General features: G+C 52.6%; 26 protein-coding genes and 1 pseudogene. 24 read left to right on the forward strand and 3 right to left on the reverse strand.

Annotated features, from left to right (window positions below):
* The first annotated feature begins 2 nt into the window (after positions 1–2).
* The 17 genes from FPL14_RS18980 (at position 3) to FPL14_RS19060 (ending at position 16,868) form a co-directional block, all read left to right on the forward strand.
* Complete coding sequence (locus FPL14_RS18980) at positions 3–926, forward strand: ABC transporter ATP-binding protein (protein ID WP_182299249.1); 924 nt, start codon at positions 3–5, stop codon at positions 924–926.
* Positions 923–1,828: an ABC transporter ATP-binding protein gene (locus FPL14_RS18985; RefSeq protein WP_182299250.1), complete on the forward strand. Its 906-nt coding sequence runs from the start codon at positions 923–925 to the stop codon at positions 1,826–1,828. Before FPL14_RS18980 ends, FPL14_RS18985 begins: the two co-directional genes overlap by 4 nt.
* Positions 1,821–3,086: an ABC transporter permease gene (locus FPL14_RS18990; protein WP_182299251.1), complete on the forward strand. Its 1,266-nt coding sequence runs from the start codon at positions 1,821–1,823 to the stop codon at positions 3,084–3,086. The genes FPL14_RS18985 and FPL14_RS18990 overlap by 8 nt, the downstream gene beginning before the upstream one ends.
* A gap of 16 nt (positions 3,087–3,102) precedes the next feature.
* Complete coding sequence (locus tag FPL14_RS18995; protein WP_182299252.1) at positions 3,103–3,303, forward strand: hypothetical protein; 201 nt, start codon at positions 3,103–3,105, stop codon at positions 3,301–3,303.
* Positions 3,304–3,455: 152 nt separating this feature from the next.
* Positions 3,456–4,247, forward strand: a complete 792-nt coding sequence (locus FPL14_RS19000) for an endonuclease/exonuclease/phosphatase family protein (protein WP_182299253.1) — start codon at positions 3,456–3,458, stop codon at positions 4,245–4,247.
* Between the two features lie 147 nt (positions 4,248–4,394).
* The gene (locus FPL14_RS19005) at positions 4,395–5,558 is read left to right on the forward strand and encodes a cache domain-containing protein (protein ID WP_182299254.1); all 1,164 of its coding nucleotides are present in this window, start codon (positions 4,395–4,397) and stop codon (positions 5,556–5,558) included.
* On the forward strand, positions 5,525–6,217 hold the full coding sequence (locus tag FPL14_RS19010; RefSeq protein WP_182299255.1) for a sensor histidine kinase: 693 nt from the start codon (positions 5,525–5,527) through the stop codon (positions 6,215–6,217). Before FPL14_RS19005 ends, FPL14_RS19010 begins: the two co-directional genes overlap by 34 nt.
* Positions 6,198–7,382 (forward strand): response regulator, encoded by a 1,185-nt coding sequence (locus FPL14_RS19015; protein ID WP_229263992.1) that lies wholly within the window; start codon positions 6,198–6,200, stop codon positions 7,380–7,382. Before FPL14_RS19010 ends, FPL14_RS19015 begins: the two co-directional genes overlap by 20 nt.
* Before the next feature lie 185 nt (positions 7,383–7,567).
* Complete coding sequence (locus tag FPL14_RS19020) at positions 7,568–8,860, forward strand: ABC transporter substrate-binding protein (RefSeq protein ID WP_229263577.1); 1,293 nt, start codon at positions 7,568–7,570, stop codon at positions 8,858–8,860.
* A 66-nt stretch (positions 8,861–8,926) separates the two neighbouring features.
* Entirely contained in the window at positions 8,927–9,808 is an 882-nt protein-coding gene (locus tag FPL14_RS19025; RefSeq protein WP_182299257.1) for a carbohydrate ABC transporter permease, read from the forward strand.
* Entirely contained in the window at positions 9,805–10,638 is an 834-nt protein-coding gene (locus FPL14_RS19030; protein WP_229263578.1) for a carbohydrate ABC transporter permease, read from the forward strand. The genes FPL14_RS19025 and FPL14_RS19030 overlap by 4 nt, the downstream gene beginning before the upstream one ends.
* Before the next feature lie 49 nt (positions 10,639–10,687).
* Positions 10,688–12,178 carry an alpha-L-fucosidase gene (locus tag FPL14_RS19035; protein WP_324617821.1) on the forward strand — a complete coding sequence of 497 codons (1,491 nt, stop codon included), beginning with the start codon at positions 10,688–10,690 and terminating at the stop codon, positions 12,176–12,178.
* Positions 12,178–13,182: an asparaginase gene (locus FPL14_RS19040; RefSeq protein WP_182299258.1), complete on the forward strand. Its 1,005-nt coding sequence runs from the start codon at positions 12,178–12,180 to the stop codon at positions 13,180–13,182. The genes FPL14_RS19035 and FPL14_RS19040 overlap by 1 nt, the downstream gene beginning before the upstream one ends.
* A gap of 36 nt (positions 13,183–13,218) precedes the next feature.
* On the forward strand, positions 13,219–13,905 hold the full coding sequence (locus FPL14_RS19045; RefSeq protein WP_182299259.1) for a copper homeostasis protein CutC: 687 nt from the start codon (positions 13,219–13,221) through the stop codon (positions 13,903–13,905).
* A 22-nt stretch (positions 13,906–13,927) separates the two neighbouring features.
* Complete coding sequence (pepV, locus tag FPL14_RS19050) at positions 13,928–15,391, forward strand: dipeptidase PepV (protein WP_229263579.1); 1,464 nt, start codon at positions 13,928–13,930, stop codon at positions 15,389–15,391.
* 2 nt (positions 15,392–15,393) lie between these two features.
* On the forward strand, positions 15,394–15,582 hold the full coding sequence (locus FPL14_RS19055) for a hypothetical protein (RefSeq protein WP_182299261.1): 189 nt from the start codon (positions 15,394–15,396) through the stop codon (positions 15,580–15,582).
* Positions 15,531–16,868 (forward strand): leucyl aminopeptidase family protein, encoded by a 1,338-nt coding sequence (locus tag FPL14_RS19060; RefSeq protein ID WP_182299262.1) that lies wholly within the window; start codon positions 15,531–15,533, stop codon positions 16,866–16,868. Before FPL14_RS19055 ends, FPL14_RS19060 begins: the two co-directional genes overlap by 52 nt.
* Positions 16,869–16,944: 76 nt before the next feature.
* Here FPL14_RS19060 and FPL14_RS19065 read toward each other — a convergent pair whose 3' ends face one another.
* From FPL14_RS19065 to FPL14_RS19075, 3 genes are all read right to left on the reverse strand, one after another.
* Entirely contained in the window at positions 16,945–17,325 is a 381-nt protein-coding gene (locus FPL14_RS19065; protein ID WP_182299263.1) for a VOC family protein, read from the reverse strand.
* A gap of 86 nt (positions 17,326–17,411) precedes the next feature.
* Positions 17,412–18,230: an AraC family transcriptional regulator gene (locus FPL14_RS19070; RefSeq protein ID WP_182299264.1), complete on the reverse strand. Its 819-nt coding sequence runs from the start codon at positions 18,228–18,230 to the stop codon at positions 17,412–17,414.
* 60 nt (positions 18,231–18,290) lie between these two features.
* On the reverse strand, positions 18,291–18,995 hold the full coding sequence (locus tag FPL14_RS19075) for a FadR/GntR family transcriptional regulator (RefSeq protein WP_182299265.1): 705 nt from the start codon (positions 18,993–18,995) through the stop codon (positions 18,291–18,293).
* Between the two features lie 125 nt (positions 18,996–19,120).
* Between FPL14_RS19075 and FPL14_RS19080 the strand changes: the two genes are divergently transcribed.
* The 7 genes and pseudogenes from FPL14_RS19080 (at position 19,121) to FPL14_RS19110 (ending at position 26,782) form a co-directional block, all read left to right on the forward strand.
* Positions 19,121–20,536, forward strand: a complete 1,416-nt coding sequence (locus tag FPL14_RS19080) for an FAD-binding oxidoreductase (protein WP_182299266.1) — start codon at positions 19,121–19,123, stop codon at positions 20,534–20,536.
* Positions 20,537–20,560: 24 nt separating this feature from the next.
* Positions 20,561–21,919 (forward strand): (Fe-S)-binding protein, encoded by a 1,359-nt coding sequence (locus FPL14_RS19085; protein WP_182299267.1) that lies wholly within the window; start codon positions 20,561–20,563, stop codon positions 21,917–21,919.
* Positions 21,920–22,150: 231 nt separating this feature from the next.
* The gene (locus tag FPL14_RS19090) at positions 22,151–23,077 is read left to right on the forward strand and encodes a hypothetical protein (protein WP_182299268.1); all 927 of its coding nucleotides are present in this window, start codon (positions 22,151–22,153) and stop codon (positions 23,075–23,077) included.
* A 93-nt stretch (positions 23,078–23,170) separates the two neighbouring features.
* The gene (locus FPL14_RS19095) at positions 23,171–23,911 is read left to right on the forward strand and encodes an ABC transporter ATP-binding protein (protein WP_182299269.1); all 741 of its coding nucleotides are present in this window, start codon (positions 23,171–23,173) and stop codon (positions 23,909–23,911) included.
* Complete coding sequence (locus FPL14_RS19100) at positions 23,904–24,653, forward strand: ABC transporter permease (protein WP_182299270.1); 750 nt, start codon at positions 23,904–23,906, stop codon at positions 24,651–24,653. The genes FPL14_RS19095 and FPL14_RS19100 overlap by 8 nt, the downstream gene beginning before the upstream one ends.
* A 2-nt stretch (positions 24,654–24,655) precedes the next feature.
* Complete coding sequence (locus FPL14_RS19105) at positions 24,656–26,116, forward strand: sensor histidine kinase (RefSeq protein WP_182299271.1); 1,461 nt, start codon at positions 24,656–24,658, stop codon at positions 26,114–26,116.
* Positions 26,094–26,782: pseudogene (locus FPL14_RS19110) on the forward strand (response regulator transcription factor). The gene FPL14_RS19105 and the pseudogene FPL14_RS19110 overlap by 23 nt, the downstream one beginning before the upstream one ends.
* The last annotated feature ends 96 nt before the right edge of the window (positions 26,783–26,878 follow it).

The raw sequence follows: 26,878 nt of genomic DNA on the forward strand, positions 1-26,878 counted from the left end.
CGATGACGCTTATGGATACGGAAACCGCGATTTCTTTGCGAGGGGTGAAATTGCAGCATGACAAATTCGTGCTGGGTCCCCTCCAGTGCGAGATTCCCAGGGGAATGGTGACGGCGATCGTCGGGCCGAACGGCTCGGGGAAGAGCACGCTCTTCCGTACTCTGCTGGGACTGGAGCCGGTTCAAGAGGGAGAAGCCGAAGTGCTCGGAGTCCGCTTGAACGGCGACCAAGGCGATAGCTTCAAATCCAGAATCGGGTTTCTGTCGGAGAATCCGCATACCCACGAGAACCATTTTACCGCCGACGAGAAGGCGAAATTCGCTTCCCATTGGTATCCAAGCTGGGATTGGGAGAGATACCGCAAATACATGCGTCATTTCGACGTCGACGGCGGCGTAAAATTAGCTAAGTTGTCCAAAGGAATGCGCCGCAAAGCGGAGCTGTCCATCGCGATGGCGCATGATCCGGAGCTGTTGCTGCTCGACGAGCCTTCCTCGGGGCTTGACCCGTTCGCTTGGAAAACGATGTTGGACGCGCTCCAAAAGTATATGGAGGAGAACGATCGGACGCTTGTTCTCGCGACCCACATCATGGAAGAAATTCGACGGTTGGCCGACTACATTCTATTTATTTACCGCGGACGCATTCTCGGCTTGTACGAGAAGGATCGCCTGCTGGACGACTGGAGAACGTTGCTCGTGCAACTGGAGCCGGGAACGGGAACGAGCGGCGATGCGCTGCTGCGTACTCCGGGATTACAAGGAATGACGGAAGCTGGCTCGGGCGTCTATCGCTTGGAAGTAAACGAGCCCGAGCAAGGAGAAGCTTACTGCCGATCCTGCGGATTTCAAATACTGGCCGTCCAACGCATGGAATTGGAAGACATACTAAGCTGTTTGATTCGGAAGGAGGAAGCTAAACGATGAATTCGCTTATAGTAGATAACATTATTAAGAATTATGGGGACAAAACGGCCGTGAACGGCCTTAGCTTCGAGGTGTCGGAGGGTGAAATTTACGGATTGCTCGGAGCCAACGGCGCGGGCAAAACGACCACGATGCGCATGGTTTTGGGACTGATATTGCCGGATCAAGGAGACATTCGGTACCTAGGCAAGCCATACGGCCAGGAACAGCTCAGCATGCTCGGATATTTGCCGGAGGAGAGAGGCATGTATCCGAAAATCAAAGTCAGCGATCAAATCATTTATTTGGCCCAGCTTCGCGGAATGTCCCGCCAAGATGCCGACAAGAACCTCAAGCGTTGGCTGGAGAAGTTCCAAGTGCCCGAGTATTACAACAAGAAAGTCGAAGAGCTGTCCAAAGGAAACCAGCAGAAAATCCAGTTTATCGCCGCAGTTATCCATAATCCAAAAATTCTTATTCTCGACGAAGCGTTCAGCGGCCTCGATCCGGTTAACGTAGAATTGCTGAAATCCACGGTCAAGGAGCTTCGCGACGGGGGAACGAGCATCCTGTTCTCCACCCACCGGATGGAACACGTCGAAGAGCTGTGCCGCAACATCACGATCATGCACAAGTCGAATCCGGTACTGCAAGGGCCGATCAAGGACATCAAGAAGAAGTTCCCGCAGGAGAGAGTCGTCGTCGCCGCGGAGCACGAGCTGAGAGGCTTGGAGTCGGTGGCGGGAGTGAACCAAGTGATCCGCCATGAGCACGGTGGCTACGAGTTGAAGGTGAGCTCGCCGGAAGTAGGGCAACTCGTTCTGCATCACGCCCTGTCCCAAGGACAAGTAACGCGCTTCGAGGTTATGGAACCGACGTTAAACGAAATCTTCATTAAGACGGTAGGTGAGAGCAATGAATAATAGCTTATGGACAGTCATGTCGTTCACGATGCGCAATAAGCTTCGCAGCAAAGCCTTCATCATCATGACGGTCGTGCTGGCGGTGTTGCTCATCGTCGTCGGTAATCTTCCTTACCTGATCGACAAGCTGGGCGGCGGAGATAAAGTAACGAAAGTCGGTTACGCCGAAGGGCAGCAGGCGCAAGTTATCGAAGGGCTTCAAGATTACTTCGCGAAGCTTCCCGATGCCAAAATCGAGCTAGTGTCCCAGTCATCGGAAGAGGAATTGAAAAAGGCGTTGGAGAACGGGGATGTCAGCGGCTACCTGACTTTTACGGACGATTCTTCGCTTGGATTCCCGAAAACGGTCTATAACGCGAAGAGCGCCTTCGAAGGCGGAACGTCGTCAACCTTGGCGACCGCGCTGCAATTGGTCAAGAATAACATCATCACCGAGGATGCCGGATTGAGCAAAGAACAGAAGGCCCAATTGGATGCTCAGGTCTCATTCGATACCAACAAGGTAAGTTTCTCGAACGAAAAGGGCAAAACCGAGGAAGAGCAAGGCATGGCGATCGGATTGACTTACGCAATGATCATTCTGCTGTTCATGGCAGTCATGATTACGGGGCAATTGATCGCGACCGAGATTACGGCGGAGAAGAGCTCCCGCGTCATGGAGATTATCGTAACGAGCGTGTCTCCTCTGAAGCAGATGTGGGGTAAAATCCTCGGGACGTTCTTCGTGGCCATCATTCAAATCGTCATCCTGATCGGCGCGTTCGTCATCAATCTGACGATGCCGCAGAATGCGGATTCCCTCGACAAGTTCGGAATCGATCTAAGCGTGCTCGATACGAATCTGGTTATCTACGCCATTCTGTTCTATCTGGCCGGATTTTTCCTCTATGCGACGCTGTTCGCCGCGGTCGGCTCCATCGTCAGCCGCACGGAGGATCTCGGTCAAGCGGTAATGCCGATTACGATGATTACGCTAGTCGGATTCTATATCGCCATGTTCGGCCTGACGCATCCCGATCATGTTCTGATCCAAGTGTGCCAGTACATCCCGTTCTTCTCCCCGTTCCTCATGTTCCTGAGAATCGGGCTATCGGAACCGGCTTGGTGGGAAATCGCGTTGTCCGTCGGAATCCTGATCGCTTCGATCCTCGCGATCGGCTGGTTATCCGCGAAGATCTATCGCGTCGGCGTGCTGATGTACGGAAAACGTCCTTCGGTCAAAGAGATCATTAAAGCCATGAAAGCTTATAAAGTATAAGGGGGGACAATGAACGATGCTCAAGAAGATGACTAAAAACCAAGTTCTCTTTATCCAACTGGCGTCTTTCGTAATTTTCATCGCTTTTCTGATCATGAACCGTTACGACGGCCAAATCCCGGATTTCGTGCAGGGTATGGCTTTAGGAATGTGTACGACCGGTTTCGTCGTTGTTCTGTTCAAGCATAAGCTGCTGAAGAGCGCAGCCAAAGCGTAACAAAAGAGAACGCCGGAAAGCCCGACCTAATGCCGCCAAGGCAAGAGGTTGGGCTTTCCGCCTAAATATCGTTCCTTTCTACTCCGGTTTATATTAGAATGTTAAACATGTTTAAAAAACCAGAACAGTTGCGAATAGGGTGAACCTATAAAATGGAACTCAAAATCATGACATTCAACTTGCGGGTGAACACGTCGATCGACGGCGATAACGCTTGGCCTTATCGTATCCGACATGTTGCCGATCTCGTGCGGAAAGCCGAACCGCTCATTATCGGGACGCAGGAAGGCCGGTACGATATGCTGCGCGATCTGGACCGGGAATTGCCCGGCTATAGCCGGTTGGGCGAAGGACGGAGCGGCTATGAGAGCGGCGATCCGCGGATGGACGAGTGTTGCGCGATTTACTATCGGCATGATCTCTTTAAAGCTATTAGGCATGGACAGTTCTCGTTATCCGAAACGCCGGAAATCCCTGCAAGCGTAAGCTGGGACAGCAGTTATCCGCGTTTCTGCACTTGGGCGTGCTTGGAGCGGATCGATGAATCCGGACGGCGCTTATACGTCTACAATACTCACTTCGATCATGAGAGCCGGCTTGCCCGCGAGAAGAGCGCTAAGCTGCTTCTTGATCGAATCACGCGCTGCCAAGCGGAAGAGGGGCTTCCCGTTCTATTGACGGGAGACTTCAACTCCTTCCCGGATAATCCGGCGATCGCGACATTGCGGCAAAACCTTGTAGATGCTTACCTGGCGCATCCGGAGCCGATCGGCCGAACCTTCCATGATTTCGAAGGCGGAGTCGAAGGCGAGCCTATCGACTATCTGTTTTTCACCCGGGACGTTTTCCTCTTGGAAACGACCGTTTATCGGGATGAATATGAAGGGAAGTACCCTTCCGACCATTATCCGATCGCGGCTCGAGTGTTGCTCAATAGGAAGTAGGAAAACCTTGATAGGCCAATCTGTCGGCCTATCAAGGTTTTTTACTGTTTGCCGAGATTCGGATCATAGGCTTATACTTGTGGTGCTGCTATCAAACTCATCCGTTTCGGCATAAATTAGGTGGTCGCAACCAAAGGGGGACCCGCGATGAGGATATGGAACACGCGTACTTTTCAATCGAAATTGCTGATCGTATTATGCTTGCTCTGTATTCTTCCGACGATATCTCTCGGCTGGCTCGCTTATCAGAAATCGGTTGACTCTTTAGAACGCAAAGTCATTGAGGATCTCAAGGTGATCATCGGCCAATTCGATAATACGCTCGCTACGCAAGTGGAGGGACTGGATCGATTCAGTACGCTTCCGTACGCAACGGAAGAGCTCATTGACATTGCCGCGTCTCCAAGCGCGCCGACCGAACAATGGGATTTGGCGGAGCTGAACAAGCAGCAGCGCCTGATCGAATTGATTTCCTCTTATCCTTCCGTAAATAGGATGATTGAAGCCATGCTGTTCTATGGCGTTAACGGCAGCATTTACGGGTATCGGGTCAGCGGCTTCAAATCGATCGATAAGTCCGGCAGTCCATCCGACGAACAATGGTTCAAGGATGCGGTTCAAAAGAACGGAGCCCTGGTAATATCCGGTCTGCGCAGCGAAACCCAATTCAGCGACGAACCGTTCGAGACGATCACGATTGCGCGAATGTTGGTGGATCGCAAGTATGCTCCGGCAGCCGTCATCGCCGTCGACGTCAAACCCGACTTTATCGCGAAGACCGTCCAATCGCTCGGTTTTCAGAACGTCCATGTGACGGTAGCCGGACCCTACGGAGAGGTTTACACGACGAATCCCGCCATTTCCAAAGAACTCCTTAACAAAGATACCGATTTGAGTCGCGATACCATTAGGCCATTGCCCGTAACGATCGACACGAGAATCAATGGAGAGACGGAGAAGTGGAGCGGCGTCAAAAAATACAATGATTATACGGGATGGACAACCTATTTGCTTGTCGATCGTAAAGAGCTTTTAAAAGAGAGCGCTGTCATCAAGGATTATTCCGTTTTCGTAGTGGTGTTGATCTGCGTGGCCACCGCGATATTATCATGGTTGCTGGCCCGAGGGCTATCCAAGCCGATCAGGGGACTTATTCGATCCATGCAGGCGGTTGAAAAAGGACTCTTCGTGCTGCCGGCGACCCTGTTGAAGCTCGGAAAGACGAATTCGGCCAATTGCTTCTCCGTTATAATCGGATGGTCGTACGATTGGAGGAAATGGTCAATTCAATCAGCCAATCGGAACGGTTAAAAAGGGAAGCCGAGTTGAACGCTCTTAGAGCCAGAATAAATCCGCATTTCCTTCATAATACGATCAATTCGATTCGGATGCTTGCCATTCTCCAAGATTCGGATCAAATCGCCGATCTTCTTCGCGCGTTCAGCCAGCTGTTGAACTCCAATATGAAGCTTGATCAAGAACTTATAACGATTCGCGAAGAGATCGTGTTCTTGAAAGATTACTTGCAACTGATGGAGCTGCGTTACACGGAGAAATTCTCGGTCGAATGGCGCATCCAAGACGAGACCCGGAATGCGTTGATTCCGGCGATGATCTTGCAACCGATCGTGGAAAACGCGATTTTCCACGGGGCCGCCGGAATTAACGATCGGGTTCATATCGTCATCTCGGCGGAGGTATCCGCGGACGGAAGCCAATTGCAGTTGTGCATTGCGGACGACGGGATCGGAATGGATGCGGAGAAAGTCGCAAAATTGAATGAGGACAAATACGGTACGGACAATCGGAATATCGGTATCGGCAATGTCCGTGACCGCATTGGATTCCGGTTTGGCCGACAATACGGATTGTCGATAGAAAGCCAGGTTGGACAAGGAGTCAAGGTCAAACTTAGCATGCCTTTCATAGGGGGTGACAAATTTGTGGAAGATGATGGTCGTAGAGGATGAGTCTATCGTTCGAATCGGAATACGTCACATGATAGATTGGGAGTCGCACGGAGTAAAATGGGAACTGGAAGCTTCGAACGGAGCGGAAGCGCTTAGTTTGTTGGAGGACCGGAGCGTCGATATCGTGATGACGGATATCCGGATGCCGGTCATGGACGGGATAGAACTGATCAAACAGCTAAAGGCGCTATACCCGGAAATTCATATTATTCTCGTGAGCAGCTACAACGACTTCGTTTACGTGCAGGAAGCCCTACGTCTTGGCGTCGTTGATTATTTGCATAAGCCGACGATGTCCAAACAAGAGATTATATCCTCCATGCAGCGGGTGATAGACAAGCTAGAACAGTCCGAACGGGCATTGGAAAACAAACAGCAGGACTCTAAGCTCGTTCTTCAAACGTTGTTAACCGCGATAACAGACGATAGCGAATTTGGAAACGATACGGGAAAAGACGAGGAAACGCTATTGCGATCGCCTCTGTTTCATGAAGGCTATTGGATTGCGGTCATTCGCCTTGAACCTGCGGATTCCTCGGACGAGCATGCCGGCATGGTCGGAAAATCGTTGTTTCCTTCGATCCAATCGCTGATTGAAGGATATGCGGTCAAAGCGGAGGGCAGCATTCTGGCCGGCAGGGACGATTCGGAGATCATATGGATGTTGCCGGCTCAAGCTATCGAGAATGCGGGGATGTTGGATGAAGGATTAAGCGAGATTCGCCGAATGGTCATGAATCTGCTGCGCGTATCCGTCATATTCGGCTCAAGCGGCATTCATCAGCCGACTCAGCGGATCAGAATGGCTTACGACGAAGCCGTAGCCAAATTGTCGGAACGGAATTCCGGAATCCATCAAACGATACGTCTTGCCAAGGAATACGCCGATCTTCATTTTCGCAGGGAGATCTCGCTGTCTGAATGCGCGCGGCACGTACACGTCAGCAGCGGTTATCTTAGCAGATTGTTCACCAAAGAGCTCGGCATGAACTTCAGCGACTACGTGACCCGCAAGAAGCTGGATGAGGCAAGGCGCATGCTTAGCCATACCACGATGAGGATTCAAGCTATATCGGAGGAAGTCGGCTATTCGAACGCGCATTATTTCAGCAAGCAGTTCAAAGAGTATACCGGAATGACCCCGAGCGAGTTTCGCAGAGTCTAGTTGCGGATATCAAAAGTACAAATCGTATACGGATGGTACAATTCGTCTGCTTGACGGGAGTTCAAGGCTTAAATCCGGTTAAAATCGTGTTAGTAATATCAATTCTGGGTCATACCAAGCTTGCCTTGCACGATTATATACTTGTTATGCAGACCATAATTGAGTGACAAGGGGATGGCACAAAATTGACAAAGTTCAAGAAAATGAAAGCGCTATTTATTCTGACTCTAGTCGCGATGATCGTTACGGCATGCGGAGGGAATAACGCGAACGATTCCGGCAACGGCAAAGAAAGCGCCGGGGCAAGCGCATCGGCTTCCGCGAAATCCGACAAGGAACCGGTCACTCTCAAATTATCGACATGGAACCCGATCAGTAAGCAAGTCATCGAAAAGTTCGAACAAGCCTATCCTTACATCACCGTCGAGCACGATCAGATCGCGGATCAATACAGGGAAATTATCCGTACCCGAATCGTGTCCAAGGCGGACATGGACATTGTCTGGATGTTCCCGAACCAAATGAGGGAGTACGTAGGACAGGATGTGTTAATGGACCTGAGCAATGAGCCGTGGTTGAACAATTACCTGGAATCGGCTGTTCAATTGGGCACGGTCGACGGCAAGACGTACGGCATGTCCTACAATTATTACGCGGTCGTTTTCTTCTATAACAAGGATATTTTCAAGAAACTCAATCTGAGCGTGCCTACGACATGGGAACAACTCCTCGAAGTCAGCGCGAAAATCAAAGAAAGCGGAACGGCTCCTTTCATTACGGGAGGCAAGGACGCATGGGCCACCCAATTCCTATCCAGCAGCAACTACGGATACTATCAGAGCAAGGATCCTCAAACATTCGACAAACTCGCGAGCGGCGAGAAAAAGTGGACGGATCCCGAATTCGCCAACTTCTTCGATCCGATTATCGAACTGACGAACAAGGATTATTTCCTCGAAAATTCGGTTGGACTAGGCAATGATCAGGTCGTGCAAGTGTTCAAGGAAGGCAAAGCAGCCATGTATCCGATGGGCACGTGGTCGTTGGATTCGTTCACCGCGGATTCCCAGAAATTCGAGGTCGGCGCGTTCTCCATCCCGTTGAACAAAGGCTCTGAAACGCACGTGGTCAACCTAGTATCGGATAACATTTTTACCGGAATTTCATGGAGCAAGCATCAGGAAGAAGTCAAGCTGTTCTTGTCCTTCATCTCCGATCCGGAAATCGCCAAGATATGGTCGGAAGAGACGAAGTCGGCAGTCACCGTCAAGGGAGGCACTTCGCCGAACTATCATCCGATTTCCGCGGAGCTGACTCAAACGATCGATTCCAATCAGACTTCGATCTTCCCGAGCCTCACTCCATCTATCGAACCTACTTATTTCCCGATTCTGCAGAAGATCTTGCTTAAGAAAAACGGCTCGCCGTCCGAGCTTCTGGGCGAGATGCAAAAGGCGCAGGAGAAAGACTATAAGTAATGGGGGGCTGACCCGGTGCAACCGGGTCTTTCCTTTCTTATCCGATTCGAAGGTGGGGCACAGCTCATGAAAATCATATCCTTAAGGACGTACCTACTGTTTCTCGCGCCGGCTTTCGTCTTGTTTTTGTTGTTTTACGCAGCGCCTATATTTAGCGGATTTTATTACGGATTTACCGATTGGCGCGGACTCTCGTTCTCGGCGAATTGGGTCGGGTTCGATAACTTCGTGAACGTGTTCAAGGATCCTCTGTTTACGACGGCATTGCGTAATATCTTTATTTTGTCGGTTATAGTACTGCTCGTTCAGCATGTTTTGGCCATTCTGTTTGCCGTCGTTCTCGACCAGAAGCTCAAGGGCGTCTCCTGGATGCGCGCCGTCATTTTTTATCCGGCCATCCTGAATACGGTCGTCATCGGCTATGTCTGGAGCTATATGTATTCGCCTTTCGTAGGTTTTCTCCCGAAAATGTTCGATCGGCTGGGCTTGGATAGCCTGGCTTCGATCGATTGGCTGGGACGTCCGGATTTGGCGATCTTCTCGATAGCATTCGTTATCATATGGCAGTATATCGGTTACTCCATGATGATCTATATGGCGGGCTTGCAAAGCATTCCGCAGGATATTTACGAAGCGGCGAGCATCGACGGAGCGGGAGCGCGCCAGCGGTTTTTCCGCATTACGCTGCCTCTGTTAATGCCGGCGATTACGGTCAATACCGTTCTTTCCGTTATCGGAAATTTGAAACAATTCGAACATATCTGGGTGATGACGCAGGGCGGTCCGGCAAATTCGACCCAAGTATTCGGATCGTTGATCTACCAATTCGCGTTTAAAACCTCTCAACCCGGATACGGAACGGCTATGGCGATGATTCTGTCCGTCTTCATCCTGGTCGTCACTTTCGTGCAGATCCGTTTTCTGAGCAGATGGGAGGTCAAATATTGAGCGCCGCGACTATGAATCGTGCTAAAAAAATATCGTCGTACGGGATGGCTCTGTGCGCGATGGTCGTCATTTTGGTTCCATTGTTCGTATTGGCTACGGTATCGTTGCAAAATCCTGCGACGGGCCCGAACCCTCTGAAGCTTCCGGATAGCTTTTATTGGAGCAATTACGCCGAAGCGATCGAAAAAGGCCGGCTACTGCTTTATTTCGGCAACAGCATGACCGTGCTCGTCTTAACGACATCGATTACCTTGTTGGCAAGCGTTCTAGCGGGCTATGCCCTGCGTCACGGGAAACCGTGGAAAGCGGATTTGATTTTTACCTTTTTCCTAATGGGGCTTATCCTTCCCGGATTCGCGGGTACGATCCAATCGTTCCTCTTGTTAAGGGAGCTTTCGTTGCTTAATACGCACATCGGGTTATCCATCGTGCAAACGGCGGGCGGAATGGCTTTGCCGATCTTCTTGTATTTGCAGTTTTTCAGAACCGTGCCGCTGGAAATCGAGGAAGCGGCGGTCATCGACGGTTGCTCTTCCGTTAAGTTGTTCTGGAAAGTGGTTTTTCCGCTGACGCTCCCGGTAACGTCGACTTGCGTCATCATTATCGCTCTCAACTCTTGGAATGACTTTTTTAATCCGCTTGTCTATTTGCCTTCGCCGGACATGAGAACTTTGCCGACGGGACTGATGGCTTTCCGCATGCAATATTCGACGGAGTGGCAACAATTGTTCGCCGCCGCCGTGCTGATCGCGGCTCCGTTTACGCTGCTCTACGTTTTCATTCAACGCTACATCATCAAAGGACTGGTCGGGGGAGCCGTGAAGGGGTAACGTGTGTTCCGGCTTCGCGGCAAAATTCAAGAGGAAGGTGACCATAAAATTGACTTCTCTATCCATGCAAGACATACAAAGGCACAAGGAAGAAATCAAGAGAACGATTCGTGGAGGTCCCTTCGCGGATGACTGGGACTCATTAGGCGGATACGAGATTCCGTCTTGGTACGAAGAAGGGAAGTTCGGCATTTTCATTCATTGGGGCGTTTATTCGGTGCCTGCATTCGAGAATGAATGGTATCCGAGAAATATGTACCGGAAAGATTCCAACGCCTATCTTCATCATTTGAAAACTTATGGTCCCCCGGATCAATTCGGGTATAAAGATTTTATCCCGAAATTTCAGGCGCAGTCGTTCGATGCCGATGAGTGGGCCGCTTTATTCAAACGGGCAGGAGCTAATTTCATCGTGCCCGTTGCCGAGCATCATGACGGCTTCGCGATGTACGACTGTCCCTTCACGAGTTGGAACTCGTGCAATATGGGACCGAAAAGAGACATTATCAGGGAACTGTCCGAAGCCGTCCGCAAACGGTTTATGACCTTCGGCGTATCTTCGCATCGTGCCGAGAATTGGTGGTTTTACAATGGCGGACGGGATATTCCTTCCGACATCGAGGATTCCGAATTTGTCGGTTTATACGGTCCCGCGCAGAGAAGTCTCGGCAGGATAGACACGCCTGCGCCGTTGTTTCAACCAAGTCAGTCTTTCTTGGACGATTGGCTGGTCAGAACCTGCCACCTCATCGATCGATACGGCCCGCAATTGGTGTACTTCGATTGGTGGATCGAACAGCCTGCATTTCAGCCGTACCTTCGCCGACTGGCCGCTTATTACTATAATCGCGCGGCGGAATGGGATCAGGGGGTTGTTATTAACTATAAATTCAATGCGTTCAAAGAGGGAACGGCCGTTTACGATATGGAGCGAGGTCTATTAGATCGAATTCAACCGAGAGTATGGCAGACTTGTACTTCCGTGAGCGAGACGGCTTGGTGCCACATCGAAGGGCATGTCTATAAGTCGCCTGAGAGAATCATCGGCGATCTGGTGGATGTCGTCAGCAAAAACGGCGTTCTATTGCTTAATGTCGGGCCTAGAGCCGACGGTACGATTCCGGAGGAAGAAAAGTCAATTTTGCTGTCGATCGGAGAATGGCTGAGCCGTAACGGCGAGGCGATATACGGAACCCGGCCATGGACCGTATATGGCGAAGGACCGACGAAAATCATAACGGGAACGTTTAACGACACCAAGCGAAGTCCCTTTACCCACGAGGACATTCGGTTTACGACAAGGGGAACGACTCTTTACGCGATTGTTCTGGGAAGGCCGGAAAATGGGCGGTTAGTCATACGTTCGTTAGCCGAGAACAGCCACCTCTACCCGGGGGGCATCGCATCGGTGAACTTATTGGGATGCGAACAGACGATTCAATGGCAACGAGCGGCGGAAGGGCTTATCGTTACGCTTCCGGAAGAAGAAGCGAACACCTTCGGACTGTCCCTCCGAATTACCGGCGAGGAGGATAAATAATGGAAACGGCGCTTGTTCGCGAATATAGGGGGGAAACGGAGGAATGCGTTCATTCCGGCCATATTTGCGGGGTGAACGACCAAGGGGTAATCAAGTACAGAGCAGGAAGTCCGGAAACCGTCACGTTTCTGAGGTCGGCGGGGAAACCTTTTCAGGCGATCCCGGTCATTCGCCGCGGAGCGGACTCCTATTTCGGCTTGACTGACGCTGAAGCGGCTATTTTCATGGGCTCGCATCGGGCTGAGCCTTTCCATGTCGAGGTGCTGGAATCGATTATGCGCAAGACGGAAATCGGGGAAGCAAGCTTGATTTGCCATCCGACCTATCCGCTCAACGCGAACGCTACGGGGAGCCTCCTCCGTCAACGGAAGCCCAAGCGGTCCATTTACCATAATTGCTCGGGCAAGCACCTTGGTATTCTTGCGCTGTGCAAGACGATGGGTTATCCTCTCGAAGGTTATGGCGAACCGGACCATCCGGCGCAGCAAGAAATATTGGATACGTTAGCCTGCTTAGCGGGAATACCGAAGGAAAAAATACGGCTGGGCACTGACGGCTGCGGTTTTCCGGTTTTCGCGATGACGCTCAGAGAACTGGCGACGGCGTTCTTGAAGCTCGCTTGTCCGGATCTGATCGAAGACGCCGAGATTCGCCAAGCCGTGGCGGTCATTGTCCGTCGAATGAACCAGCATTACGAGATGGTGGCCGGCACCGACCGCATCTGCTCAAGTCTGCTGAAGGATCCTAATATCGTGGCCAAAGGCGGCGCCAAGGGCGTATATGCCTTCAGCCTGAAGAAAGAGCGGCTGGCATTCGCGCTAAAAGTGCTGGACGGTTCCGAGGACGAATGGCCTCTTATCGTGGCGTCCATCCTCGAGCAGATCGGTTACGGCAACCGGGAGACGATCGAGGAGATGTACCGTCTCGCTCCCAAAGAGATCCGCAATGACAATCGGCGCGTCATCGGCATGAACCGGACCGTATTTACGTTACGGTCCACCTAAATCGCGAAATCAGTATGGATTAGGAGAGTAGGCCAAATGCTTCTGGAAGTCATCGCTACGAGCATAGACGATGTTAGACGGGCTGTATCCGGCGGCGCGGACCGAATTGAATTGTGCACGGGGCTTAAGGAAGGCGGAATGACGCCCAGCCTGGGATTGATCGAGGCCGCCGTTCAAGCAAGCTCCGTTCCCCTGCACGTCCTCATCCGCCCGCATAGCCTTTCGTATTTTTACGAAGAAGACGATATCCGAGTTATGATCCGGGACATTCGGCATGCGAAGCTGGCGGGAGCGGCCGGCATCGTCATCGGGGCATTGACGAGGGAGAATCGCGTTGACGAGAAGACATTGAGGATCCTGCTGGATGAAGCCGGAGGACTGAATGTCACGTTTCATCGCGCCTTCGACGAGGCGAGGGATTTGGATGAAGCGTTGGAAGCTTTATTGGCGTTTCCGCAAGTAAGCCGGATCCTGACTTCCGGAGGCAAGCCGAGCATACTGGAAGCCATAGGTACGATAGCCGAGTTGCAGCGGAAAACGCGAGGAACGGCGATAACGATCTTGGCCGGCGCGGGTTTGACCGTACCTGGTTATTCCGAATTCGTCCGACGAACGTCGGTCACGGAGGTGCATTTCGGCCGCGGGGTTCGGGTAAATTCGTCGACGGAAGGTCCGGTCGATCCCGAACTTGTGCGAACCGTCAAGGGGTATGAACCGACATAAGATTAGGATCGGATGTGGTAGCGTGGATTGGCGCCAAGAAGCGGAGAAGCGCAAGGATCGGCTGCTCGCCGATCTGTACGGGCTCCTCAAGTTCGAAAGCGTGAAAGATACGGACACTCGCGCGCCGGGGATGCCTATGGGACAAGGTATCGCCGAAGCTCTGAACTATATGCTCGCTCTTTCTCGCGAAGCCGGCTTTCACGTCTCCAATCTGGAAGGTTATGCGGGATACGCGGAGTATGCTCCTTTGTCTTCCCAAGACTATATTGCCGTGCTGTGCCATTTGGACGTAGTACCCGCGTCGGGCGAATGGACATCTCCGCCGTTCGAGCCGGAGATACGGGAGGGCAAGTTGTTCGCCCGCGGCGCGATTGATGACAAAGGGCCGGCGATGGCGGCCTTTTACGCCTTGAAAATCGTAAAGGAACTAGGGCTGCAAACCAAGCACAACGTCAGGCTTATTTTCGGAACGGACGAAGAGCATACGAGCACCTGCATGGACAAGTACCGGGAGCGGGAAAAACCGCCCTTGTGCGGGTTTACCCCAGACGGCGAATTTCCGATTGTTCATGCGGAGAAGGGGCAGATCAACGTTAAGGTCGTTCTTCAGGATATGGACGGGGCAGATGACTTTGCGTCGGGCGAAGGAGCGGGGATTCGCTTGATAGCCTTCCACGCCGGTCATGTTGCGAACATGGTGCCGGATCAGGCTACCGCGACGTTAAGCGGAGAAACGGAAAGGCTGCTCGCCATCTCCGCAAGCTTTGGGCATTATTGCGCGGGGAACGGTCTTGAAGGGGGCACGTCTTGGGCGACCGAAGGAAGGATGGAGTTCTCGGTCAAAGGGATATCCGCGCACGGCATGGAGCCGCATAAAGGGGTGAACGCGGGGCTTGCGCTCGTTCACTTTCTGCGCCCTATATACTTGCAACGCGAGGCTGGTCGTTTCCTTGCATGCGTGGACGACGTTTTATACGCGGATTGTTTAGGCGGGGGATTCAGCATTGCGATGCAAGATCGGATTACCGGAGCGCTTACCGTGAATGCCGGTATTCTGCGATATTCTCCCGGAAGGGAATCTTTCTTTCATCTCAATCTTAGGTATCCTGCGTGCGGAGATGAAGCGTGGATTCTCGAACGGATTGCGGTCAAAGCGGAAGCTTACGGGCTGAAGCTGGATACGCCGATATTGAAGAAGCCGCATTACGTACCGGATAGCTATCCGATGATCCGCTTGCTGCAGGACGTTTATCGGGAGGAAACTTCAATGGAGCCGAGCCTGCTGTCGACCGGCGGCGGTACGTACGGAGCGCATATTCCCAACGGCGTCTGCTTCGGACCGTTGTTTCCGGGTACGCCGTCGACGGCGCACCAGCAAGATGAATGCATAGACATCGAGGATCTGCTGAGGGCAACGGCCATTTATGCCAGAGCTATCTACGAGGTAGCGAACGCGGATTTACCCATTCAAGAAGCGGGGGTATGATCGTGCGGATCACCTGGGGAAAGCAAAGCGGGTTTGAAGCGGATGCGTTGGTTTATCCGATGTTCGCGGAGGATATTGGGCAGCCGGGGCTTTGGTCTTGCGAATTTTTACCGGATATGGCTAAGCGGGGAGAGACGAATTGGTTTTTCCGGCGCGCGCGGACGAACGCCATTTCCTGTTGGTTGGTTTAGGGAGCAAGGCGGATTTTGATCTGGAAGCATTCAGGCAAGCGGCCGGAGAAGCCGCCAGAGCCGTTCGCAAAACGTTGAACCGTTCGGCGGAAATTTCCTTTGCCCCTTGGCAAGGGCAGACTATCGACAATGCGGATGCGTTAGCAGCCGCTTGGGTTGAGGGATGGCTGTTGGGGCTGTATTCCTTTGATCGTTATCGTAAGCGCCCGTCAGGTCCGGATCCGGAATGGTTGCATCTGGGCTGCGATATATCCGGCGAGGAGGTCTTGCGCGAAGTCCGTGTCCGGGCCGAAGCGACGATGCTGGCGCGCGATTTGGTTAATGAACCGGCGGGACGTCTTAATCCAACGACGTTCGTGGAGTGGATTCAGGCCCGATTCGGCTCGTATGCCGTTCGGATCAACGTTTATCAAGGCGCGGAACTGGAAGCGAAACAGATGAGAGGCTTGCTGGCGGTGGGAAAAGGAAGCATGCATTCGCCCGCGCTCGTCGAAATCGCATATGAATCGGCGGAAGGCGAGCCCTTCATCGCGCTCGTAGGTAAAGGAGTTACTTTCGATCTTGGCGGAATGAACGTCAAGATCGGCAAGGACATCAGCGATGCGCGCATGGACATGGGCGGCGCGGCGGCCGTGCTCGGGGCTATGGATTTGTTGATCCGGCGCCAGGCTCGTCGCAATGTGGTAGCGCTGTTGGCTATCGCCGAAAATGTTCCGGACGCACGGGCGTATCTGCCTTCCGACATCATCTCTTATTCCAACGGAATGAATGTGCAGGTCAAAAACACCGATGCGGAAGGGCGGCTGGTATTGGCCGATGCGCTGTTATATTCGGCGACATTCGAGCCGCGGGAAATCATTGATATCGCCACGCTGACCGGCAACGTTGGCGAGGCGCTCGGTCTCGGCATCGCCGGAATGTGGGGCGATTCGGACATGACGGCCCGGTTGAAGGCGGTCGGTGCGTCTAGCGGGGATCTCGTTTGGCCGATGCCGCTGTTGAAAGATTATGAGACCCAATTGATGAGCGATTATGCCGATATTGCTAACTGGGCGCCTACCCCTTACGGCGGAGCGGGTCTGGCCGCGTTGTTTCTTCGTCGTTTTGTACGGGATAAAGTTCCTTGGGTACATATCGACATGGCGAACACGGTACAGGTACATAATACGCGTGGTTATTGCCCCGTCGGCGCAACGGGATACGGAGTTCGGTTGCTATCGGATTATATCTTATCCGGCAATCGCTTTTCGGACCAAGAACCGAAACTCGAAACGATGGCCAAGTAACCGATAGAGACGGCGGAAAGCCCAACCTAATGCCATTAAGGCTAAAGGTTGGGCTTTCCGCCGTTCATTCAACTATTTAGGATGCGAACAAGCTGATGAGATTGCCGTCGGGATCTTGTACGATCGCGTAACGCTGTCCCCAGAAGGCATCCCAAGGTTCGCGGTACCCGATGTAGCCATGCCCGGTAATGTTGGCGTACAACTCGTTTACCGCGTCGCGATTGTCGCATAAGAAGGCCAACTCGATCCGATGTCCGGATGGTTGTTTCCAGCCGCCGTAAACGTCTTTAATGATTTCCCGAGTATCGAAAGCCAGTCGAAATCCTTCTTGATTAACCTCGACATGCTTGTCTCCGTTCGCGCTCTCGGGAATCTCTAAACCCAGCAAACGATAGAAGTCCAAAGCTTTCTTCATGTCTTCCGCGACGATACCGATCATATCGAATTTGATTCCCATTTATTTCAGCCCCAAGATTTGGTTTCTGTATACAATGACTATGTTACTCTCTGTCTATCTACTTAAATAGTAAAAAACGGACATCTTCATTCCGTTCTCAGCATTTCTCTCGGCAACAAGCCGTAATAACGTTTGAAGTGTTTAATGAAATGAGATTGATCATAGTAGCCGAAGTTCGCGGCGATATCCGTCAATCGCGTATTTCCGCCCCCGTTAAGCTCTTGGAGCAGGCTTTGGAAGCGAATGATGGATAACATCTCTTTGGGACTCATTCCGAGTTCCCGGTCGAAGGTTCTTCTAATATGCCGGCCGCTGAAACTTAGCTTGTCCGCTAAATCGGAAGGAGTAAGGGTTCCCCTATGGGTATACATGTATTGCATGCTCGCGTGCAATACGGGATCGGAAGGCGAATCATCGAGGGATAACCGCTTGATTAACTTACGCTCAACGATATCTATAACTTTCGATACTTCGTCGGCGGACAGGATCTCTTCGACCATGGCCAGCGAATCGATACCCCAAAACTCTTCGAGATAGACATGATATCCTCTAAACTCGGAGACGGGATACTTAAACACCGACCTCGCGGCCTCCGAATAAAAGCGTACGCCGAACAAAGACTGTGCTTCAGTTAGGTTCATGACTTCGTACTGGGCCATTAAGCCCGCAACGAAGGAGGCGTTCCGGTAGGAAAGAGAACGGCGATCGAATAGGATATCCACGCAGCCGTCCGGCAAAATCCGATGCGGTTGTATCGAACCCGTTACGGCATGGAAGTCCATCGTCCAATAACAGGCGATATGCGACGTTAATTTATCGCAGGGCTCATATTCCCGATAGACGTAATCGGTATGGAGCAGCTCCCGTTGCAGTTTTGGCGGTTGTAAAGGACGATAACGTTTCATGATTCGCCAATACGCCTCCGTTCATGATATATCGTCCTCGCTCGGTAACGTTCGCCGGAGCTAATCCAGAACTTTGCGAAGCACTTCGATGACTTTATCCAAATGCGCGCCTGTCAACGACGCAGCCAAAGTTCCGTCTCTCTGCGCGATAGCCTCATAGATGCCGCGATGTTCTTGGAGCAACCGTGCGGCTGTCGCGTTCTCGCGATAGAACCATAGCTCGCGCGATTGACGGATCGTGGACGCGAACCGGTCCGACAACGATTCGGTAAGCTGCATGAACAGAGAATTACCCGACGCTTCGACGATGGCGAGGTGAAAAGCGACGTCGGCCCGCTCGCCCTCCGACGTATCGTTACGGGTTAAGCTTTCTTCCATGGCGACGAGCAACTGCCGCAGATGCTGTAGATGCCGTTCCTCTCTTCTCGATGCCGCAAGCGAAGCGGCCCCGACCTCGAGCGCTTTGCGAACTTCAAGCAACTCGATCAAAGTACCTGCGTCCCGGAACAGGAGATCGGCGGCGTTCCTCGGTTCTCCGGGTAGTTCTTTGCTAACGAACGTGCCTCCGCCGTGGCGGACATCGAGCCAACCCATTGCTTTGAGCGCGCTTACGGCTTCGCGAACCGTGGATCGGCCGACACCGTATAATTCGGCTAGCTCCACGACCGAAGGCAGCCGCTCGCCCGGAAGGCGGAGTCCGCTCTTGATTTGTTGGAGCAAATGGTCCGCGACGAGCTCGCTGCCTTTTGCCGTTTCGATCTTCATAAAAGAACCTCCGAAAAATATGCTCCATATCGCGAATTCGATCTATACAATAGACCCAGTATAGCATATAATTTTCTCCAAAGTCATCAGATGACATGATGTGTGAAGAGATGAGGGAACCTATTATGTTGGTTACAGCTCTAACCGAACGACTTCGGCGAATCGTCGGAGAACGCCATTACCGGGATGACAAGGAAGCGCTGATCGCCCATTCCTATGACGGCACCCCGATGCTGCAAAGCTTGCCGGACGGCGTCATCTATCCCGAGAGCACTTCGCAAGTATCCGAGATCATGCAAGCTTTGGCCGAGTATCGGGTTCCGGTCGTTTCGCGGGGATCGGGATCGAATTTGTGCGGGGGCACCGTTCCTGTCCAAGGCGGCGTAGTGATGGTGATGCACCGAATGAACCGGCTCTTGGAAGTCGATAAAGAAAACTTGACCGCGACGGTTCAACCGGGAATGATCACCGCGGAGTTCATTGCCCAAATCGAATCGCTGGGGCTCTTCTACCCTCCCGATCCGAGCAGCATGAAAATATCCACGATAGGCGGGAATATCGCGGAATGTTCCGGAGGGCTGCGCGGATTGAAATACGGCACGACCAAAGATTACGTTATCGGTCTCGAAGCGGTACTGGCAAGCGGAGAAATCGTCCGTACCGGCGGCAAGCTTATGAAGGACGTCGCCGGATACGATTTGACGAAGCTGCTCGTCGGCTCCGAAGGGACGCTCGCGATCATTACGGAGGCGACGCTGAAATTGATTCCGCCGCCTGCGGAAAAAAAGACGATGCTCGCGATGTACAAAGATCTCTATGGAGCGGCTCGCACCGTTTCTAGGATCATTGAAGCGAAAATTATCCCGGCAACGCTCGAATTCATGGACAATCCGACGATCCGGGTCGTAGACGATTTCGCTAAGCTCGGTCTGCCTCGCGATATGGAAGCCATACTTCTCATTGAACAGGACGGGGCTGCCGAGACGGTCGAACGAGACATCGCGCGCATTAGGGACATATGCGAACAAGAGAATGCGGACCGAATCGAAGTCGCGGAAACGAGAGAGCATGCGGATAAGCTGTTAACGGCTAGGCGCAGCGCATTCACCGCGCTTGCCCGTCTCCGTCCGACGACGATACTGGAAGACGCAACCGTACCCCGGTCGCGTATTGCCGACATGGTGCTCAGAATTAACGAGATCGCCCGGAAGTACGAAGTATCGATCGCAACATTCGGGCACGCGGGAGACGGGAACCTTCACCCGACGGCGACGACGGACGCAAGAGACAAGGAAGAAGTCCATCGGGTCGAATTGGCTTTCGAGGAAATATTCGAAGCGGCGATCGCGCTCGGAGGAACGATTACCGGCGAGCATGGCGTCGGAGCGGTTAAAGCCCCGTACCTGGAGTGGAAGATCGGCAAGGCGGGCATAGACGTCATGAAGAATATCAAGCTTGCGTTCGATCCCCATAATCTGCTCAATCCAGGAAAAATATTCGCTAAGGAAACGAGGAAACGGGTGGTGATCGAACGTGGCTAATACCATAAACGCGAATGCTCCCGCATGCGGAAACCTGATGTGGATCACGCTAATCCGTTGGCGCGAACGATGCTGGCCAAGCTGGATTACGACCAACTGACGAATTGCATGCGGTGCGGCTTCTGCCTTCCCGCTTGCCCGACCTTCCGCGAAACGGGGCTCGAGCCGGAATCGCCGCGCGGCAGGATTGCGCTTATGAAAGCGGTCGTGGACGGGATCATGGAACCGGATCAAGCATTCTCGAACCAAATGAATCATTGTTTGGGCTGCCGTGCTTGCGAGCCGGCTTGTCCGGCCGACGTAAAGTACGGACAATTGATCGAGCAAACCCGGGATGCCATCGAAGATCATGCCGAACATGGCGTGGCCGTTAAAGGACTTCGCAGCGTGCTCTTCAAGAGCGTATTTCCGAATCGAGGGCGGTTGAAATGGGTCGGGAGATCGCTTGCCTTCTATCGAAAATCAGGCTTGCGGGCGATCGCAAGAGGAACCGGCATCATGAAGCTGTTTCCGAAGCCCATTCGAGACATGGAAAGGATATTGCCGGCGGCTTCCGGTAAAGGCGTCGTGGAGCGGATCGGAACCGTATATCCCGCTAAGGGAGAAAAGATCGCGCGGGTCGCCTTGTTCCGCGGTTGCGTCATGGACGTGCTCTTCTCCAAGACTAACGTGAATACGGTCAAGTTGTTGTCCGAAGCGGGTTTTGAAGTCGTGATCCCGGACGCTCAGACGTGCTGCGGCGCTCTTCACGCCCATAGCGGGGAGATGGATCAAGCAAGAGAGCTTGCCCGCGTTAACGTGAGGGCGTTCCAAGAAGCGGGCGTAGAATATATCGTTTCGAACGCGGGCGGCTGCGGCGCGCTTCTTGTTGAATACGATCACCTTCTTCAAGACGATCGAGAGTACGGAGAGTCTGCCCGATCGTTCGCAGCCGGGGTTGTCGATGTTAGCAAGTTGCTCATCGAACGCGGAAGATTGCCGGCTTTCGCCGATGCAAACGCGAGCGAAGCCGACCCCGTTACGATTACTTACCAGGACTCCTGCCATCTCCGCAACGTCATGAGAAGCGCCGATGCCCCCAGACAGCTTATGCAACGAGTCTCGAACGTCCGTTTCGTCGAGATGAAGGAAGCCGATCGTTGTTGCGGCTCCGCGGGCATCTACAACGTTACGCAGCCGGAGATGGCCGGACAAATACTTGAGCGCAAAATGGAGCACGCGAACCGGACGCAGGCCAATTATTTGCTGACGAGCAATCCCGGATGTCTGCTGCAGATGAAACTCGGGGTCGACCGGCATGGAGTCGGCGACCGGATGGAAGTAAAGCACGTGGTCGATTTTCTTTACGAAAGATTTGCTGGAGCGAGAGAAGAATCGGATTAATGAACGCTTCCGTATGGAAGAGGTAGCGGGAGCAAGAGAACCCAACCGGCGCGCCGAGACGGCGCCAGGTTGGGTTTTCTGCGTTCAGAGCACTCCGACTTTATACTTTTTTTAGAATTTTTTAGAAGCGGTTTACAACTGATTTACGGGGAGTTTAGATCTGGCGTCTAAAATGAAATACATGGAAGCCGAGAGGAATTCCAAATAGCCATTCCCAGGGAGGAAAAAGAAGTGAAGAAGAAAATCGCCATGATCGGAGCGGGAGTAGTCGCCGGAAGCGTGCTATTGATGTCGTCGGTATACGCGGGAATCGGAAGCACGCCGGGCTACGATACTTACAAATCAGCCATCAAGAATACGGCCGCGGTAGAGAACGCCACTAAGCAAGTGAATTTGTCCGTCGAGGATAACGGCAAAACGTTGTTCGAAGTCGATTCCACGCTGAAGTCGGGCAAGGAGGATCTGACGGGCAGCGCGGCTATCACTCTTCGCAGCGGCGGCACGGAGCAAGGGATCCAAATCTACAGCCAGAACGGTAAGGAAATCATCAAGACGAGCGGCTCCGACGTGTACCGCATCGTGGAGAGCGGGGACGAGGAGCGTGAGTGGGCTAAGGAAAGCCATGATCGCAAGAAGCTGCACGACCCGGAATTCGCCAAGGAAGCGGAGAAGGTCATCGACTCGCTCGTGGGCAATCTCAAACAGGCAGTAACCTTGAAGGAAGAGGGCGCAGCCAAGGAAGTATCCTTGCAATTGGAACGAAGCCAAATTCCGGCCATCGTAAACGCGATCGGTTCGCTTATCGTTCGCGAAGGCGGACGCGAGCATGGCAAGGAGCATCAATTGGACTCCGAGGATACTTTTGGCGTTGACGTGCAACGATTAGCGGATGCTCTTCCGAAGCTGACCGACGAGATTAAGATCGATGCCTTGAGGATGGACGCGGACGTGAATGCCGATAACGTGATCACGAATCACGCGGTTGAAATAAGGATCAGCGGTAAAGACAGCCAAGGCATCGCTCATCAAGTAGCGGTCAAACTCGACCTGATTTTATCGGAATTCAATCGATCGATTCCGGATACGGTTGATTTAGCCGGCAAGAAAGTCGAGACCGTGAAGCCTCATGAAATGTTCAACCGGGGACACCGTTCGTAAATCGGAACCGTAGCAAGCAGTTAAGCGAAGAGCGGGGGCGTCGTCCTTAATGGCGAACTCTCCTCTCTTCCGCCAAACAAGGAGGACGATAGGATGGAAACCATCGTGTCGATAGAAGGGTTAACGAAGACGTTTCGCAACCAAAGAGGCATTCGCGACATCAGCTTAAACGTTCATAGGGGGGATATTTACGGCTTTTTCGGACCTAACGGCGCAGGCAAAACGACGGTCATGAAAATCATGGCGGGATTAAGCCGGGCGGATAGGGGCAAAGTGCGACTGTTCGGTCATGACGTATCTACGCATTACGAGCAAGCCATGGCGAGCGTAGGCGTATTGATCGAAACTGCCGAAGCCTACAACTATATGAGCGGAAGGAAAAATCTGGAGCTCGCGGCCAGAATGTATCCGGGGCTCCCGGGCAATCGCGTGGACGAAGTGCTGGAACTCGTAGAGTTAAGCAGCGTTCAGCGAGAGAAGGTAGGGCATTATTCGCTTGGCATGAAACAGCGGCTCGGTTTGGCTTCCGCGATCTTGTCGCGGCCGGAGCTGCTCATTCTCGATGAACCGACTAACGGACTCGATATCGAAGGAATGGTCCAGATCCGCGAGGTGATCATGCGGCTCGCCAGCGAAGAACGAACGACCTTCTTCCTCTCCAGCCATATCGTTCACGAGATGGAGCTTATGTGCAACCGGATCGGGATTTTGCACGGGGGCAGACTTATTCGCGAAGGGCTGAAATCGCAGCTGTTGGATGAACGGTTTCCGACGTTGGAGTCTCTCTTCATTCACGAGATTAGAGAAGAAAGGATGGCGAAAGCGCATGCATAGCTTATACGCTAACGTCTGGAACGAAACGACGAAGATGGCGCTTAAGAAGAAGACTTGGTTTTTCATGGCTATCACCCTCTTGATCCCCATCGGGGCGGGCCTGCTGCTCGCCAATTTTCAAAGCGGCTTCGGCATTAGCGCCGTTTCCTCAGGAGATTTCCCGATCGTCATTCTCGGGTTGTTCACCGGGATATTCCTTCCGCTCTTCCTGTTCATGGGCGCGGCGGATCAGTTCTCGGGGGAGATCGGCGACCGTACGATGAAAATCTTGCTGACGAGACCGATTTCGCGCTTCAAAGTGTTCGCGTCCAAGCAAATTTCCCTCGGTATTTCAATTGTAGTCTACTTATTCCTCGCGATGATCGGGTCGGTCGTCTCGGCTCTTTTCTTAAACGGCGGCGTCTCGGGCTCTGCCATCGCGGATTGGCTGCTCGCGTACGGTACGGCATTCGTGCCTCTTGCGGCTCTGAGCATCGCGGCGGTGTTCGTCGCGCAGTTTTTCTCGAGCGGCAGCAGCGCGTTAACCGTCAGCGTATTGCTGTATATCTCGGTGAAGGTAAGCTCGTTCTTCTTCCCGCAAGTATCTACTTATTCCCCGACCGCTTATTTGGATTGGCATACGCTCTGGATCGGGAATCCGATGGCGTCTAATCAAGTATGGAGCGTATTTATGTTTCTGATAGCATGCAGTATACTATTTTTTACGGCAGGTTATTATTTGTTCGATAAAAAGGAGCTTTAATCTTGTCCATTCGCGTGAGGCTCGTGCTATCTTATTTGGGGATGCTCGTCGTTCTGTTCGTGCTGTCTATCATAGCGATGGCCATCATTTTTCATATCTATGAAGGCCGCGATTATCCGATGAGGAAATCGATAGAGCAGGAAGCGGACCTGTATGCGGAGATCAAGCTGATGAGCATTCGCGAGCCGGGGGTATTGCTCCAACGGTCCGTAGCCGAACGGTTCGATGAACGGTTAAGCGAAATCGGCAAAATGCTTATCATTCGGGTAAATAAAGAAATTCAATATGCATCGCTTGATATCAACAAATCCGAGCTGCCAGGACTCCCGGAATTCGGAACGGTGTCCGAGGGGGAGCTGGATTTCTTTGATAAATCCTTGATCATCCGGCATGAGGATTTCCTGCTGCCGGACGGGCGGGAAGCATCCCTTTTCGTCGTGACGGACGAGAACCCTTTTCCCAAATACGTTTTTGATGCTTTTATGTGGGTTGCCGTCATGGTTTTGCTCATCCTCGCTTTGACCAATGGGTTGCTGACTTATTTGGTATCGCGCAGCATTATTCGGCCATTGAAAGTATTGCAGAGAGCGACGGAAGAAATCAAAGAAGGCAATCTGGACCATGTGGTCAAGTCGAGGTCCAAGGACGAGATCGGCAAGCTTAGCGTCGCATTCGAAGAAATGCGCAAGAAGCTTAAGGAATCGATCGAACTGCAGCTGCAATACGAAGAAAACCGCAAAGAACTGGTGTCGAACATCTCGCACGATCTGAAGACGCCGGTAACCGCGATTAAGGGGTACGTGGAAGGAATCATGGACGGGGTGACGGATTCGCCCGACAAGCTGGATAAGTACGTTAGAACGATCTATTCCAAAGCGGTCGATATGGACCGGATGATCGAAGAACTTTTCCTTATCTCGAAGCTCGAATTGGGGAGATTGCCATTTCATTTCGAGCGGGTGGATCTAGGCGAATACTTGCGCGACTGCGCGCATGAGCTGGTTGTGGATATGGAAAAAAGGGGTATTAAGCTGGAGCTGAACGATCTGCCGGAGACCGCGGTCCTCATTCAGGCGGATCGCGAGAAGCTGAAGCGCGTACTCATGAATATATTGGAAAACGCGATGAAATACATGGACAAAGCGGACGGCAAAGTGGGGATGAACGTCTCCGTGCAAGAAGGAAAGGCTCTGATCCGCATAAGCGATAACGGTCAGGGAATAGAAGCGGCGGCGCTGCCGCACATTTTCGACCGCTTCTATCGGGCGGATCCTTCGCGGAACTCCTCTACCGGAGGGAGCGGTCTCGGACTGTCGATCGCGAGACAGATCGTCGAGGAGCATGGCGGCCGGATCTGGGCGGACAGCGAAGCGGGCAAAGGGACGACGGTATGCATAAGTATCCCGTTGTGGAGTAAGCGCGAGAGGGAAGGGGATAAGCATGAGCACGGTGTTGATTATTGAAGACGAACAGAGCATAGCGGAGCTGGAGCGGGACTACTTGGAGATCAACGGCTTCGCCGTAGATATCGAGAACTGCGGGGAGAAGGGGCTGCAGCGCGCTCTCCGATCGGATTACGATCTCATTATTCTTGATCTCATGCTGCCTAAGGTAGACGGCTTCGAAGTGTGCCGGAGAATCCGAAGCGAGAAGGACATTCCGATTATTATGGTGTCGGCGAAGAAAGAAGACATCGATAAGATCCGCGGCCTTGGCCTTGGCGCGGACGATTACATGATTAAGCCGTTCAGCCCGGGAGAGCTCGTTGCCCGGGTGAAGGCGCATCTGTCCCGCTATGAACGGCTCAGCGGACGAAGGGAAGCCCGCAACGACGAAATCCACATCCGCGGCTTATCGATAGATAAGACGCGCGCCGCGTATTCGTGAACGAGAAGGAAGTCGCGTTTACGACCAAAGAATTCGACTTGTTATGCTGCCTGGCGACGAACCCGAACCGGGTGTTCAGCAAAGACCAGCTGTTCGACCAGATATGGGGCATGGAGGCGATGGGCGAGATCGCCACCGTCACGGTACATATCAGCAAGCTGCGCGAGAAAATCGAGGCCGACCCGTCCAACCCCCAATACATCGAGACGATCTGGGGCGCGGGTTACCGGTTCCGTGTCTAGTCCGATGGGCCGGAGGTTGACGATCGTTTCGAATCGAGACTATAATTAAGCCAAGTTAATAACGTGATGGAGAAACGGAGATCCACTTCATTTGCT

It is taken from the genome of Cohnella cholangitidis, from assembly GCF_014107495.1.
GTDB classification, from domain to species: Bacteria; Bacillota; Bacilli; order Paenibacillales; family Paenibacillaceae; genus Cohnella; species Cohnella cholangitidis.

Coding starts and splice junctions, on each gene's coding strand:
- FPL14_RS18980 (WP_182299249.1), top strand. CDS start 3: ATGACGCTTATGGATACGGAAACCGCGATTTCTTTGCGAGGGGTGAAA.
- FPL14_RS18985 (WP_182299250.1), top strand. CDS start 923: ATGAATTCGCTTATAGTAGATAACATTATTAAGAATTATGGGGACAAA.
- FPL14_RS18990 (WP_182299251.1), top strand. CDS start 1,821: ATGAATAATAGCTTATGGACAGTCATGTCGTTCACGATGCGCAATAAG.
- FPL14_RS18995 (WP_182299252.1), top strand. CDS start 3,103: ATGCTCAAGAAGATGACTAAAAACCAAGTTCTCTTTATCCAACTGGCG.
- FPL14_RS19000 (WP_182299253.1), top strand. CDS start 3,456: ATGGAACTCAAAATCATGACATTCAACTTGCGGGTGAACACGTCGATC.
- FPL14_RS19005 (WP_182299254.1), top strand. CDS start 4,395: ATGAGGATATGGAACACGCGTACTTTTCAATCGAAATTGCTGATCGTA.
- FPL14_RS19010 (WP_182299255.1), top strand. CDS start 5,525: ATGGTCAATTCAATCAGCCAATCGGAACGGTTAAAAAGGGAAGCCGAG.
- FPL14_RS19015 (WP_229263992.1), top strand. CDS start 6,198: ATGATGGTCGTAGAGGATGAGTCTATCGTTCGAATCGGAATACGTCAC.
- FPL14_RS19025 (WP_182299257.1), top strand. CDS start 8,927: ATGAAAATCATATCCTTAAGGACGTACCTACTGTTTCTCGCGCCGGCT.
- FPL14_RS19040 (WP_182299258.1), top strand. CDS start 12,178: ATGGAAACGGCGCTTGTTCGCGAATATAGGGGGGAAACGGAGGAATGC.
- FPL14_RS19045 (WP_182299259.1), top strand. CDS start 13,219: ATGCTTCTGGAAGTCATCGCTACGAGCATAGACGATGTTAGACGGGCT.
- FPL14_RS19065 (WP_182299263.1), bottom strand. CDS start 17,325: ATGGGAATCAAATTCGATATGATCGGTATCGTCGCGGAAGACATGAAG.
- FPL14_RS19070 (WP_182299264.1), bottom strand. CDS start 18,230: ATGAAACGTTATCGTCCTTTACAACCGCCAAAACTGCAACGGGAGCTG.
- FPL14_RS19075 (WP_182299265.1), bottom strand. CDS start 18,995: ATGAAGATCGAAACGGCAAAAGGCAGCGAGCTCGTCGCGGACCATTTG.
- FPL14_RS19080 (WP_182299266.1), top strand. CDS start 19,121: ATGTTGGTTACAGCTCTAACCGAACGACTTCGGCGAATCGTCGGAGAA.
- FPL14_RS19085 (WP_182299267.1), top strand. CDS start 20,561: ATGCGGAAACCTGATGTGGATCACGCTAATCCGTTGGCGCGAACGATG.
- FPL14_RS19095 (WP_182299269.1), top strand. CDS start 23,171: ATGGAAACCATCGTGTCGATAGAAGGGTTAACGAAGACGTTTCGCAAC.
- FPL14_RS19100 (WP_182299270.1), top strand. CDS start 23,904: ATGCATAGCTTATACGCTAACGTCTGGAACGAAACGACGAAGATGGCG.